The sequence below is a fragment of the Firmicutes bacterium HGW-Firmicutes-1 genome (assembly GCA_002841625.1).
Taxonomy (GTDB): Bacteria; Bacillota; Clostridia; order Lachnospirales; family Vallitaleaceae; genus HGW-1.
The window spans coordinates 40,835-55,871 of sequence record PHAG01000006.1 but is presented as its reverse complement, the minus strand read 5'-3'; the positions used below and the strand labels follow the sequence as shown (position 1 = coordinate 55,871).

Below are 15,037 nucleotides of genomic sequence, written 5' to 3'. Positions count from 1 at the left end.
TAAGTTCTTAAAATTACAACTCTTATATTTTAGTATTAGTCTGTTGATAAGTCAAGCTATATATTAATTTTTATGTATTTTGTCTAGTATTAAGGATACCGCCTTGTGAACTTGTGGATCATTTGCTTCAATAGATTTAAGCATTGCCTCATTTAACTTCGCTTGTGTAGAAAAATCACACCCACCATAACCATATAATCCATGATCAAGTTGGAATTTCTTAACAGCATTAAAGGTTTTTCGATCATATTTTTTATCTGGAGTTCCAACATTATATCCTAGAAAATTCAAAACCTTTTCTACTTGTATAACATTATCAACTTCATCATGTAAATAGTATTTGGTTTCTCCCATTAAATAATCCGGTATTTCAATAAAATAGTCTGGCTTAACTCCTACTTCATTAATTTTATTATTGTTTCTTGAAAAAAATTCTTCCATGGTTAATTTAATAATATATCCTTGTTCATACCCGGCGAAATACTGTGCAACACCTTTGCCGTAGGTTGTTTCTCCTACTACTGTGCCAGCTTTAGAATCTTGAATTGCAGCTGTAACAAACTCAGTTGCAGAGGCACTATATTCATTAACAAGTACTACAATCTCAAAAGGAACGCTTTTTGCTGTTGAAGAATGAACGACTTCCGCCCCGCTTGCATCAACAAAGCGAACAATTGGTCCTTCAGGAACAATGCTTTGTGCTATGTTTACAGCAGTTGATACATATCCACCACCATTATTTCTCATATCTAAAATAAGGTATTTAGCACCCGTTGATTGAGCCACTCCAATAGCATCTTTAAATTCGATATCTGTTTTTTGTGAAAAGCTTGATAAAGATATGTATGCTATTTGGTTTTCATCTTCAGCCTTCAGCCCTTTATATAAATCCGAAATTTTAAGAGTTTCAACTGTCGGTATTTTTATTAACGTTCTAATGATGTCTACGGCGTATGTTGTTCCACCTCTTCCAAAGGTAATTTTAACAGTCGTACCTTCTTCACCTAGTACTAATTTTAACAGCTCCTCAGTAGAAAAGCCTTTTACGCTAACTCCATCAACACTTACAAAATAATCTCCTTTTTTTACTCCCGCTGCAAGAGCAGGAGACCCCTTGAACACCTTACTAATTCCAATATACTCGCCAACTGTTGTAAGTTGAACACCGATGCCAACATAGGTTGCATTAAGTGATTCAGTAAATTCAGCTCCTTCAGCTGGTGTCATAAATTCTGAATAAACATCTAATTCACCAAACATCCCTTTCATTGCAGCTTCAAATAATTGTTGTTCAGTAAGTTCATCTCCCTTAATATAAGTCCCTCTAACATAGTCCATTACCTCTTTAAACATTCTGTCATATTCTACAGTAGTTTCAACCGTTGTTGTAGTTTCTGCATAGCTCGCAATTGGAAAGCTAACAAAAACCATAAATACTAGGAGCATGATCATCTTTTTCATTTGGTATTCCTCCGATTTGTCTATCAATATTTTGTTTTCCAAGAAAAACGGCTACGCTAAGTTTAAACACTTGTTACACGTTTGCCGCTTTTCCAATTTCATATGTACAACGTTCTTTGTTAGAAGAAAAACGGCTACGCTAAGTTTAAATACTTGTTACACATCTGCCGCTTTTCCAATTGTATATGTAGTTCTTAGTGAACAAGAAATTAACTAATTTAGTTTTTTCGATAATCTACAGAAATTTCTTCTCTTAAATAATCCACTAATCTGTTAATTATAGCTGCAGCCTCTGCCTTTGAGATCCATTGGGTTGGTTTTACATAACCATTGTCCCCTTTAATAATCCCTAATTTAAAACCTGCCATAATTTCTTTTTTAGCCCATGATGCAATCTTATTGTCATCAAGAAAAGGGGTTTGAGGGCTATTCGTAATTCCAAGTCTTTCTAACCCGATTACTCTAACATAAATAGTAAAGGCCTCTTGCCTTGTAATCGGTACATCAACACCAAATTTTGTGCCGATACCTTTAATAAGCTTAACATCATATGCTGCCATGATGTATTTATATAGCGGATGTGTTGTAGGAACATCTGCAAATATTTGAGGTGAAGTCTTCGTTACTTTATCATATTTTTCAGTGCTAATATCCATAGAAAGACATAACGCTTTCACAAAAGCACCTCGATGCATTGCTTGATACTGCATTCCATTATTCGGAGTATCCGTAAATATCTCCATACTGTACATTTTCTTAACATCTTCTTCCGCCCAATGCCCTGCTATAAAATCAAGATTTTCGGGAATAGGCAGTTTTTCAAGATCATTTGCGGGGGAAATTAAAATGTTTCCATTCTTTTGTTTACTTGTTAATACTTTGCTCGAGGATAGAATATTGTAAGACAAGGTTGATTCTCTCTCAAGTCTTTGGTTGAAGGTTCCTCCAAAGCTAATTGGAAATGGATCTGTCTCATCATAATATAAGGTTTTTTTTGCTTCTAAAAAAGGTTTCAATTCTATTACCGTATCGAAGGTTGCTCCACCATCACGTGAAATCTCCATTTTCAATTTTTGTGCTTCTACCTTTGACCACGGCTGTGAATAACCATAAATATTACCGTTTACCATGGAAATAACTTCCTTCTCATCAATACTATAATGAGCGTTATAAGAAATAACCGTATCATAATAGCTAACACCCGGTGTCAAATCTTCAATTGAAGATTTCGAATAAGTAGACGCTGTTTCGATTAATGCGTATGTACCCTCTGGCGTTACAATCGTTTCTGTCCACTTTGTAAGCTGTGAATTTCTAATGATTTGTCGCTTAAATTCTCCTTCTTTCACTCTATATGAAGTTGTAAAATTAAGGGTTCGACTAATGTTTGCTGTTCCAGCTGTATCACTTGCTTTAATCGTATAGGTTTCTTTATAGGTACCACTTGGTTCCTTAATATAATCTACTTCGCCCTTCACAATAGTAATGGTACCTTTGCATTCTATCGGAACACCTGATAGAAACACAATTTCTCGATAATCAAATACGGTTTGTTTTTTAATCTTAGAATCCACGTACTTGTCCATTGTATAGGGTAAATTGGTTCCTTCAGAAATTCCACCTGAATAACCCATTTCTCCACCATCATCTCCATAGGAAATACTGATAAATAAAATCATCATTAAAGAAACGCATAAAATAATTTCTTTATATTTTTTCATAGTAGCACCTCTTTCTTTACTTATCAATTCTTATTCTACAAAAATGATATATGCATCAACATCTCTTTTAGAATTCAATAATAACTTGCTGGCTAAGTCTTCAGTAGTCATGATCCTAATATTGTCTCCAAGTTTAAGTTCGTCTTTAGTAATCACCTTATTGTTTTTGATGATTACTGAATTGGTGAAGGTATTCATCTGTGCATAGTTATTACTCAAGCTTAAGATTGTCCACTTGTTCGTAGCTGAAGAATAGACTGATGCATCCTTTATCATGATTGAGCTTTCATTCACTTCATAAACTTGTCCTTTTACCCCTTCAGTAGCATATGGATTTTTAACTAGATAACTTGCGTTAGTACCTTCTGCAATTATGGTATATACTTCGTCAGCCTTTGAAATATCTGAATAATCAACAAATTCATCAAAAGGTATGATTCCATCTTCGTCATAAATTAGAGTACTACTCGTTAAATTATAGATCCTAGGAATGGGTGAATATATCCATTTCACATCCATTAATACAGCATGGGACTGAACTTGGAAAGATTCGCCTTCCTTGATACTCTGAATTCTACCTCTAAATACAGAAATAGCATCATTGTTAGGTTCGGGTTCAATATTTACAATAGCTGCACTAGAATTACCATTTAAAATGACTTGAGCATAGTCAGGGGCTATCACATTCCCTGCTTGTACAAGCTTACCATTCTTAATTACAATCGTACCGGGATCCATAGCAATGGTGTTGCTTTCCGAAAGAATAGTCAGCTTATCTAAGCCATTTGAGTAGGTCACGTTACTTGGTGATAATACTGAATCTCTTCCTTCCCTAAAAGTAATCTTTTCAACTTTTTCTGTACCTGGATATTCAGATGTTACTACATAGGCTTCAATACCCGCTTGTGTTAAGTATTTTTCTGCATATTCAAGGGAAATTTGCTTTCCACCTTGAAAGTATTCAACATCTGCTGCAGATATATCAAAGGCTTTTGCTGGCGCATAATTTCCCCAACCCAAAGCTGTCAATGAATAAGAATTGTTCAAGGTTACTTTTCTTTGTTGTTTATTAATCGTACTCATCTGTCCTTTATATACATTTGCAACTTGGTTGCCATATTGATCTATAATTAATTCTTTTACTGTTTCTTTAACATTCCCCGGTTCTAGTACCGCTTGATTTATAAGCATTCTAACAACATCTCCTGGTAATAGGTTTAATAATCCAACATTTTTTCCTGATTTTAATACAGGTATACCAGAAGATATTTCATAAGTTGCTACAGATAAGTCATCATAACCAATTATAATATTAGCTCCTTCTGCGCCCTTATAGGCAATATCCTTCACTGTTCCATATTTTACTACATAATTTGTCTTAGCACTAATTGCCGATACGTAGTCCTTATTTGTAGGATCTATTTTCAAGTGAACAATGTCACCCACCTCAATCTCTTCAACATTACTATCTCTGTCATCAAATCTAAAGTCCGGGAACATTTGATCTATATATCCAATTTCATCTGATTCATCATAATAATTCTGCTTCTCCACAACTACCTTGCCTTTATTATAGCTTTTGGTAATTTCTTTTCCATTCCAATCAATGATTGTAATGTAAGAAAAGGCCGGATTATTATCCTTAACTATACCACTTACTTCAGAATATACTGTTTCAGTTCCAATATAGTTTATGTCTGTAACTATCGAATTAAGCAATGTCAATATAACCGATGCGCTAACAGGTGCTGTATCCGACGTATATGTTTTTCCATCAATTCTCACCGTTTTACCTACTGAATCATAGAGACTAGCTCTCATAGGATAAGTAAAAAGCACTCCATCTTTTGTCTTGATTGTAATTTGTCCCTGATCAAGTCCAGTAATTGGTTGCAATATACCTGTAACCTTCACAGGCTTGGTATCTCCTTTGCTATATACATAAAGAAGTTCCTTTGTTTCTTGGTCCACTAAGTACTCAACAGCCTCTCCTTCCTTTAAGGAAAGCATACTGTTAACCGCTCCCGCTTGATATACTGGTGTGTCCTTCGTAGCGATTTGGTTTCCAGCATTCTTCTTATATTCATAATTCAGTTGGTCTACCTTTCCTTCATTGTTACGAATTAAGAAGGATCTAGTAGCCGTCCCAGTAATAGGATCAATTACATTGGAATCTATAATGGCTGCAACAAATCCACCCTTTTGATCTATAGTCATAGAATCGTAAAGGGTTTTGTCCATGTTTTTTAAAATCTGTGCAAACTCAGCTCTCGTTAAAGAAGATTTTGGTTGAAATCTTCCGCCATTTCCTACCATAATTTTATTTTTAGTTACCGCTTCTATGTAAGGAGTAAATTCTGCTCCCATATTATTCCAGTCGGTATAATTAAAAATAGCCTGTTGCGTATAAACAGGGGTCAGTTGATCTGGCTTGATGGTGCTCACTGCCTCCACAATCCATTTTGCAATTTGTTCTCTCGTTACAGCATTTTGTCTCATAAAGCTTAATGTAGGATCTAAGCTCGTTTGATCATCTGCTATTGAATCTCTATATTCTGCCGCAGTAATGAGTCCCATACTATTTGCTACTTTCATATAGCCTTTTGACCAAGTAGTTTTTAGAGCCTCTTCGGTAGCATTCCCCGCCGCAAGCTGCTCAGCTGCAAGAATTGCTTCACCTTCTTTTCCAACCATTCTAATTAATAGCGCCAATGCCTCTTCTTTCGAAACTGCTGCATTTGGTCTATACCTTCCATTAGAATCACCTTTAATTACCTCTATGGCACCTAATCTTGTAATAGGCTCCTTTGCCCAATGGGAAGTAGCAAGATCCGTAAAACGGAGATTGTTAATAATGGCATTTCCTGTAGTCCTTGCTGTATAAACGCCACTGATCGGTTCTGATAATACACTTGTATCTGTCGCACCATAAATCATATATACACTATGAATTAACAAAATCATGACCATTGCCATTGCTAATATATTTCTTCTCATAAAAAAGCCTCCAATGCAGATCTATCTTAGTTGCTTATTATTATTTCGGCATTTCCTTAAGGTTTTTTAAGGTGTATTTGTTTACAATTACATTACAAGATAGTTTCTTCATTCATCTCTTTTGCATATAGCTCAAAATAAGCAACACCTGATGATCTTTTATTGATCTCTAACAAATATTCTACCGCTAACTTCAAGCTCGTCTCATTTTTTTCCAAAGAGATTTTATTGGTATGCGTTTTTATTTCAAAAATACCAAAAGGAGTTTCATAGGGTGCATAATGACTTACCCCTTCTTCAAAAATCATATGGGTACTGGTTGCTCCAAATCTAGTAATAGACACCTTGTTAGAATTCATCTTTACAGAGGTTTTTGTCTCTACCTCAGAGTCTAGGGCGGTATCAATGTAATGAATATAATACTTGTCATTCTTTTCATAAAATGATCCAGTAGTGATCATCTCAATTTTTTCACTATCTAATACATCACCTTGAATACCTTTTACAGTTATAAGTACATCTTTTTTCATATTTACTTTTGTCTCTTTCCATTAATAGTTTTCTATATTGATATGCTGAACATGCAATGTTTGTCTCTGTAAAATTATCTTTGCAAATGCTTCAAACTTATTCGCACGATCACTTACATAAAACTCATGAATTGGTTCGTGATCATCGTGCTTCAAGTCCTTTGAAGTAAGTAACTTATCTAATACTGCCGCTGTCTCATTGGCTGGGTTAATTAAGGTTACATCCCCCATTATCTCCCCAATAATCTTTGACAATAGTGGATAATGCGTACATCCTAATATTAATGTATCAACATCTTTATCCTTCAATGTTTTTAAATATCTTTTTGCAACCTCAACTGTAACTTCATCTTCTAGCCAGCCTTCTTCAACTAACGGTACAAATAAAGGACAAGCCGTTGAAAATACATCTATATTCTTCGTTTGCTTATAAATTACCTGATCATATGATTTGCTTGCTATTGTTCCATCCGTTCCGATAATACCAATTCGATTGTTTTTTGTTTCCTTGACTGCAGACATTGCAGCCGGCTCAACAACACCAATGATTGGCAAATCAAATTTCTCTCTTACTGCCTCTAAGGCGGTAGCACTTGCTGTACCACAAGCGATTACTATCGCTTTAACATCTTTTGTTTGTAAAAACCTAATAATCTGAGCTGAATATTTAATAATTGTTTCCTTGGATTTACTGCCATAAGGAATACGTGCAGTATCGCCAAAGTAAACAATTCTTTCGTTTGTTAAATGATCCATAATCTCCTTGGCTATTGTTAAACCACCAAAGCCCGAATCAAATACGCCAATTGGTCTATTATCCATTGTGTTCCTCCACAGTTACTTTCATTACCTCCTTTATTTTATATCTAAACAGCGTAATTATCAACATAAAAATAAACCTATTGTTTTATAGGTGTTAGGATGGCAACAAAGAGGTTATTCTTTTTAGTGATATCGGTCGTTGTCGACAAAGAGGTTATAATATGTGTTTTTTTCGCTCCAACCCGCATCCATGCGGGTTAAGTCACGCCATTCCTCCTCCTGCTCCACTATCAAACACATAGTATAACCTCTTTATCTCTGTATTATAAATTAATAGCAAACAACCTTATGTTACTTAGGTTCCCGGTTGTTGACGTCGAATTATTTATCAATTACCGAAACAGAGATAAAAGCATTTTTTCTTCTATATTAATTCAAAGGCAGTAAGTGTTCATTTTTCGCCTGTCCGGCCGAAGAGTAAGGCCAGAAAAATGAATACTTACTGCCAATAATCAATACACCTATCAGAAAAAATGCTTTTATCGACAGCACTCAACCTATATCACTAAGCTTCCAGGTTATTGGCACTTTAATTATTTACCAATTAAGAAACAGAGATAAAAGCATTTTTTCTTCTATATCAATATAAAGGCAGTAAGTGTTCATTTTTCGCCTGACCGGCCGAAGGGTAAGGCCAGAAAAATGAACACTTACTGCCAATAATCAATACACCTATCAGAAAAAATGCTTTTATCGACAGCCTTCAACCTTATATCACTAATCATTTTATCTTTTATCAGCAAATACAGTTTCATCTATATCATCACGATCTTTCTCCGAAAACCATTTGAATAGTCTGCTTTTCACTTTGATATTAACATCCTTGTCCTTTGACATCACAATCGCTGCATACTCATCATCTGATAGCACGTCTTTTAGGGCTTGTTTGGATTGGTTATCGACTACGCCATGGGTTGCATCTACAAAGCATAGGGGTGGGAATAGTACACACCACCAATTTTTGCCTTCTGCGGCACCAATACGTATCACCAGTGCCTCATATTCTCCCGGTGGCAAAACAATATCTCCATATTGCTTTAATGGAAACTCTTGCTTTTGTAAGGCAATCGTTACTTCATCACTAAAATTATTCTCATTAATTACATTTTCAGCTGTTTGTTTAATATTACTCATATTTTTAAGGATAATTTCTCGGGATGCATCAACAGACGTTGATTCCTGTAGTAGTACCTGCATCATTTCGATGACTTCATCCTTTACTTTTACCTTGAGTGACTGGTCTTCTTCTGAATCGCTGTTAGCAATAACATGAAACCTTATCAGGCTATTGGATAAACCTTCTACAACAACATCCTTTTCCTTTGTAAAACCTATCGTCATATCATAAATGATAGCAAGTAGAGCTAAGATAACAATGCCAGCTCCTATCGCTGTTCTTCTCTTATTTGTTTTTTTAATGATAAATGAATTATTATTTTTCATGACAATCCCCCGTTTTCTATCCATGTATATATTTCAGTTAATAACTTAATTATTTCCCAAATAAGAATTTTTATACAAAATTATTTCGTCATGCCTATTCTTCTAATGTTAGGTTCTATTTCTACATGGATATTGGCACTTACAAAATACAAATCCCAGTTATCTTTCATTTCTTCCCAAAGCTTTCCTTCTTGTATTTTCATGGATTCTGACAAATCTAATATATCCACTCCTAATTCATTTTGAATATATTTAACCATTGAATTTGCTTCTTCTTCCATTCCTTCTTTAAGCTCTTTTTCCATTTCTTTTATTGATTTTTCTTTAAAAAAGTCTTCTTCCTTCTCAATATCCTTCGCAAGCTCAAATTCTATAATATCTCCTTCCATACTTACTAAAATATTAATATCTATACCTTGCTTGGTTTTTTTAAATTCTACTTTCCTTTTTACTTCACTAATCTCATAGGTAATGTTTTTTAATATATAAGTTTCTTTCCTGATCGTGTTCTCGCCTTTATCTGTACCCCTTATCCAATTGAACGGAACCATTTGTTCAATTGATAATGTGCCACATTCTTTAAAACCCTTAATGATTGTAATGCCGTCGAGGCTTATCTCTTTATCTTTATATTTTATTAGAGGCAAGCTTCCCCCGCCTTTAGTATCCATTACCGAAATCAAAAAATCCAATAGAGTTGTTTTATAATCATTCACTTCTTCTGCTTCCATGCCACTAAACAGCTCGGAAATAAACAAACTGTTTGGTTCCTCTGCATTTGGTTTAGCTTCTAAGAGTTCCTTTGCAGTTTTATCAGTTGTAATGATCAATAAACTCATTGCATATTCTGGGCTCCTTGTTAAATAGTCTAACATCTTTCTCATTGCAACATCATCCTGCAGAAATTCATTTCCCATAACAATTATTTTTGAATGATCAAATGTCAACTTATCTGGACTAATTAAATTATACTTTTTATTTGCATCATGTAATGTTTCTGCTTCTACAACCTTAACAAAGTTTTTTTCATCCCCACCACCTTGACCAGTAAGAACAGGTAAATTAGGTATCGTATAGGTAACTTGTAAAAGATCATCCTTTTTGTCTAAGCCAATACCCATTACAAACGCCCTATCATTTATTTCTACCTTATCCCAACATCCGCATAAACAAACACATATTATTATACAAGTAATGAATAGTTTAATTCTGCTTCGTATCATCTTTTACACCTAACTTTCTAATTTTCGCTATTCCCAAAAGTAGGATTGGGACAGGCAAAACAAAGATTATGCCATATAATTGTATTAACCTTTTTATCGTTTCAAAAGTATGCGGAACATTGTTTGGAACCAATGCTATTACATAAACAATTGGAATAACCAATAGATTAATCCAATTAGCTTCTTTTGACTTAATCAATCTTGATGTAAGTATGCTAATAAAAAATATATAACAATTAATTAACCCGAAGGTAGTCAATATCCAAAAACTCATCATTAATGCATCTTGTCTAGAAATGAAGGCTCCCGGCAACTCAATCACTTGCATTATAGTCATAACTGGCCATATCTCTCTTGCTGTTTTTATAGGTCCAAAAAGCCCAACAGTAATAAAATTAATCATTAAATTTAGTATTGCTACAAATATTACAGTCTGCATTACAGCCTTTGTTACTTTTTGTGGAGTCCTTAAAAAGGGTATTGCAATATATAAAAATTCAATCCCTACCATTGCAGTTGAAATAAAGTAACTACCTGCAACAAATTCAGACGCTTTTATGGTAAAAAATGGCGCCAATCTGTCTAATCTAATATCTTGTAATGCAAAAAGGAGCACCAACATGATTGGAATAAGCCCAAGAAAAATGATTAGTTCAGCAATCCTAGCCCTAGGTTCATAGCCTTTTCTAGTTAAGTAAACTGCTGTAAACAGCATTATTATCATGATAAATTCTATAGGTGTATTACTTAATAGCGTTTGTTTGACAAGCTCCCCGAAAATTCTAATTTCAAGTCCAAGAAATATGATTAATTTAATAACCAATATCCAACAGATAAGGCTGCCTATTGGTTTCGTAACTATTTCTTGAGAATACTCAACAATTGTCTTATCTGGAAACATTTTCCCAAGTGTTGTAATAAAATAACTATACAACATCGTAAGAACCGCAGCCCCAATAATTAAAAGCCAACCATTTTGCTTTGCATATTCCGTAGTAATTCTAGGCAAAATGAGACTCACACTTGTAAAAAGAGTAAGTATCAACAAAATTTGTAACTGTCTAATTGATATTTTATCATTACCTGAAAACATGTTTCTCCTCCTTATTTATGCTTAACCTTAAATCTCAATTTTTCACCTTTTCGTGTAAATATTGGTCTTTTCGTGTAGTAGAAAACTGGAAATCTAAAAAAGCTATCTTTAAGGTCATTATCCCCATTTATATCACCTGATACAAAGGGCATTAAATAAGGAAAATTAACACTTTTTAAAGATACAAGATGTATTAATACCACCAATATACAAATCCAAAAACCGTACAAACCAAACATACTTGATCCCAATATAATCCAGTATTTTACAACTCTATAAGCATTTGCAAGGGTATAATTTGGTATCGAAAACGAAGCGATAGCAGTAATCGCTACAATTACTATAATGATTGGGCTTACTATATTTGCAGCTACTGCTGCTTGGCCAATTACCAATCCACCTACAATACTAATGGTACTACCGATGGAACCCGGGAGCCGAACCGCAGCTTCTCTTAAAAACTCAAATTCTAATTCAATGATCAATACTTCAATAATCGTTGGAAAAGGTACCCCCTGTCTTGCAGCAGCTATTGAATACACAAGCTCTGGTGGAATCATCGCTGTATGAAAACATGTTAGCGCAATATATAATCCTGGCAAGGCTACTGCCATAGCCGCAGATACATATCTTAATACTCTCACAAAGCTCGAAAATAGGAAGCCTTGATAATAATCCTCGGAAGACTGAAAAAAACAATTTATTGTTGTTGGAAGCAAAAGTACAAATGGTGTATTATCAACAACGATTGCTACTCTCCCTTCCAGCAGCGCTGAAGCGACCTTATCTGGCCTTTGCGTAACTTGAGCTCTAGGAAAGGGCGATTTCCATTCCTTTTCCATAATTTCTTCAAGCATACCACTTTCAAAAATTGCATCTATAGTGAAGCTATGAAGCCTTATATCTATTTCCTTTAAGACCTCTTTTCTTGCTAAATCCTCGATATACATAATGGCTATATCCGTTCTACTTCTTGTACCTACCTGTTCTTGTCTTACTTTAAGCTTTGTATCTCTAATTCGTCTTCTAACCAATACAGTATTTATGCGAAGTGCTTCACTAAAACCTTCCTTCGATCCTCTAACAACTCCTTCTGTATCTGGCTCTTGAACTCCTCTATTGGGCCAACCTTTCGTTGCAATAAGCAGCCCTTTATCAAAACCATCTATAAACATGATCGTATCTCCCGATAACACGGCAAGACACGCTTCATCAAAGGTAAATAATTCCTTTACATCAGCTGTAGATATTGCATAACTCTTAACGAATTCAAATAAATTAAGATTTTCCGATATGTTTTTTGGAACATTCTTAATTTGCTCTATAATCTGTTCAAGGATTGAGTCCTCTACCACCTTACGATTAACCATTGAGTCTACGTAACTGATATATCCCCACACGCTATCTAACTCTCCGATTTGAAACTTCTTTTTAATCACATCATCACAGTTGTTAAACAGAGCTTCAAAAACCTTTATGTTCTCGTCAAGGCTTTTCATTAAATCTAATTCAATTTTATTTGTTTCTTTATTATGAAGGCTACTGATACTTTTCATTAATCATATACTCCTTACTATTTTTGCAGCAAAATATAGACTAACCCCAAGGATCAAATAAACAACCCCACAAAACTTTGCCATTTTACTATCCTTTGTTGCACCTTTCTTTTCTAACATAGGGCTGTCATGAAATATTAATATTAGAGCAATAATCACCATCATGATCATGAATTGCATAGAGATGATGCTGGAAAACTCTCGCAAGATACTTTTTAATAGCATTGAATACTCCTTTTATTTCAAAGATTCTCGACTGATTCATAATGTTATTAATAAAGTATTTGATAAGTTATTGATTATTATACAAATTTTTCTAGTTACAGAAAATCGGCTATATATACTTATCTCTTCGATGCCCATCTGCCGCTTTTCCAATTGCTTATGCAGATCATTCCTAGAAAACAAGAAAATCGGCTATGTATACTTATATCTTCGTTTGCCCATCTGCCGCTTTTCCAATTACTTATGCAAATCTAAAAGGGCCATGTGATAATACCCAAGTATTTATCGCATGGCCCTACATATTTATTTATAAGATGTACAACTCCATTAATCTAACATTTCAATTACTGCTTTTTCTTGATTTGCAATGTGTCTAATAACAATTTCTTCTGCTTTTTGCTTGTTATGATTGATAATACTATCTACAATTTCTTCATGCTCGTTGACAAGGACTTGATAATCTGGCATTTGTTGAATATATTTAACTCTAAATCTGTAAATCTGTTCTCTCAAGTTGCTAACAATTTGAATAAGCTTTTCATTTCCTGTTGCAGCAAATATAGCATCATGAAATTCAATGTCTTTCTTAATAATTAGTTCAACATCCTTTTTCTTTGCAGCGCGAGCAAACTCATTCTTTAAACCTATCAATTTCTCAATGCTTTCTTCACTCATTCTTTCACAGGCAAGCCTAGCAGCGAGTGCTTCAAGTGTGGCTCTTACCTCTAATAAATCTGTTATATCTTTTTCAGTTATTTTGGCAACCTCAGCGCCCTTCCTTGGTACCATTAGAACCAAACCTTCTAATTCAAGCTTTCTAATTGCCTCTCTAATAGGCGTCCTGCTAACACCCATTCTATCTGACAAAGTCTTCTCCATAAGCCTTTCTCCTGGAACAAGCTCACCTTTTAAAATTGCTTCTCTAAGTGTATTGAAAACTACATCTCTCAAAGGTAAATATTCATTTAAAGTGACTGATAGCTTATTGTCCATGATCTGAATCCCTCTCTCTATTATAAACTGTTGTTGCATATGCAAACTTTATGTGTTCTTGCTTCTTGAGTATTGATGTAGCCAATACGGCTTGCTGTTTATCTTCAAATAACCCAAATACAGCAGATCCACTTCCACTCATTAACGCTCCACTCGCACCATGTAGCAGCATGCTATCCTTGATCTGCTCAATAACAGGATATTCTGGTATCGTCACTTCTTCAAGAACATTACATAAATTCTTACTTATTATACCAAAATCACCTTTGTTAATTGCTTCAATAAGCAAAGGGTTATTAGGTCTTTTCTTAACCTGATCAAGCTTTAAATTCCCATATACAAATGCTGTCGATACACTTATGTTTGGCTTAGCAATCACTACAATGCATTCTGGAAATGGTTGTAAGTAAGTCATCTCATCTCCAATTCCTTCTGCTAATACTGTCCCTTCCACAAGACAATAAGGAATATCCGCACCAAATTGTTTGCCAATTGCAATCATCTCTTCAACCTTTAATTCTAACCCGAATAATAAATTCATTGCCTTGATGGTAGCCGCTGCATCTGCACTTCCTCCAGCTAAACCTGCTGCAATAGGAATAACCTTATATAAATCAACGAAAATATTTTCTTTCAGCTCATAAACCGTCTTCATATATTCAATCACCTTATAAACTAAGTTCTTATCATCTGTAGGTAAAAAACTAAGATTCGTCTTTATTGTGATTGGCGAGGCTTTTTTTGCGCCTAGCTTAATATTTACTTTGTCGTATAAATTAATTGTCTGCATAATCATTGATAAATCGTGATATCCATCCTCACGCTTTCTGATTACATCCAAAGAAATATTAATTTTAGCTCTTGCCTTCATTCTAATCTCATTCATCTGACTTACCTCTTTCACATTAGCTTGTACAAAATCAATCTGTACTTTGTATACTTTATATTATATACAAAGAAACTATAATAATCA

The 15,037-nt window shown here is 34.5% G+C and carries 12 protein-coding genes; all 12 read right to left on the bottom strand.

Annotated features, from left to right (window positions below; translation table 11 throughout):
- Positions 1–63: 63 nt before the first annotated feature.
- Positions 64–1,461, bottom strand: a complete 1,398-nt coding sequence (locus CVU84_07885) for a hypothetical protein (GenBank protein PKM94836.1) — start codon at positions 1,459–1,461, stop codon at positions 64–66.
- 218 nt (positions 1,462–1,679) lie between these two features.
- On the bottom strand, positions 1,680–3,182 hold the full coding sequence (locus CVU84_07880) for a hypothetical protein (GenBank protein PKM94835.1): 1,503 nt from the start codon (positions 3,180–3,182) through the stop codon (positions 1,680–1,682).
- A gap of 30 nt (positions 3,183–3,212) precedes the next feature.
- A complete protein-coding gene (locus tag CVU84_07875) occupies positions 3,213–6,179 on the bottom strand; it encodes a hypothetical protein (GenBank protein PKM94834.1) in 2,967 nt (988 codons plus the stop codon).
- A gap of 92 nt (positions 6,180–6,271) precedes the next feature.
- Complete coding sequence (locus CVU84_07870; protein ID PKM94833.1) at positions 6,272–6,709, bottom strand: DUF1934 domain-containing protein; 438 nt, start codon at positions 6,707–6,709, stop codon at positions 6,272–6,274.
- 21 nt (positions 6,710–6,730) lie between these two features.
- A complete protein-coding gene (locus CVU84_07865; GenBank protein PKM94832.1) occupies positions 6,731–7,531 on the bottom strand; it encodes a glutamate racemase in 801 nt (266 codons plus the stop codon).
- Positions 7,532–8,257: 726 nt separating this feature from the next.
- Entirely contained in the window at positions 8,258–8,974 is a 717-nt protein-coding gene (spoIIR, locus tag CVU84_07860) for a stage II sporulation protein R (protein ID PKM94831.1), read from the bottom strand.
- An 80-nt stretch (positions 8,975–9,054) separates the two neighbouring features.
- Complete coding sequence (locus CVU84_07855) at positions 9,055–10,197, bottom strand: hypothetical protein (protein PKM94830.1); 1,143 nt, start codon at positions 10,195–10,197, stop codon at positions 9,055–9,057.
- Positions 10,178–11,290, bottom strand: a complete 1,113-nt coding sequence (locus tag CVU84_07850) for a hypothetical protein (GenBank protein ID PKM94829.1) — start codon at positions 11,288–11,290, stop codon at positions 10,178–10,180. The genes CVU84_07855 and CVU84_07850 overlap by 20 nt, the downstream gene beginning before the upstream one ends.
- Before the next feature lie 11 nt (positions 11,291–11,301).
- Positions 11,302–12,846, bottom strand: coding sequence for a spore germination protein (locus tag CVU84_07845; GenBank protein PKM94828.1), 1,545 nt, complete (start codon positions 12,844–12,846; stop codon positions 11,302–11,304).
- 3 nt (positions 12,847–12,849) lie between these two features.
- On the bottom strand, positions 12,850–13,071 hold the full coding sequence (locus CVU84_07840) for a hypothetical protein (GenBank protein PKM94827.1): 222 nt from the start codon (positions 13,069–13,071) through the stop codon (positions 12,850–12,852).
- A 327-nt stretch (positions 13,072–13,398) separates the two neighbouring features.
- On the bottom strand, positions 13,399–14,064 hold the full coding sequence (locus CVU84_07835) for a GntR family transcriptional regulator (protein PKM94826.1): 666 nt from the start codon (positions 14,062–14,064) through the stop codon (positions 13,399–13,401).
- Positions 14,054–14,950 (bottom strand): 4-(cytidine 5'-diphospho)-2-C-methyl-D-erythritol kinase, encoded by an 897-nt coding sequence (locus CVU84_07830; protein PKM94825.1) that lies wholly within the window; start codon positions 14,948–14,950, stop codon positions 14,054–14,056. Before CVU84_07830 ends, CVU84_07835 begins: the two co-directional genes overlap by 11 nt.
- Positions 14,951–15,037: the final 87 nt, after the last annotated feature.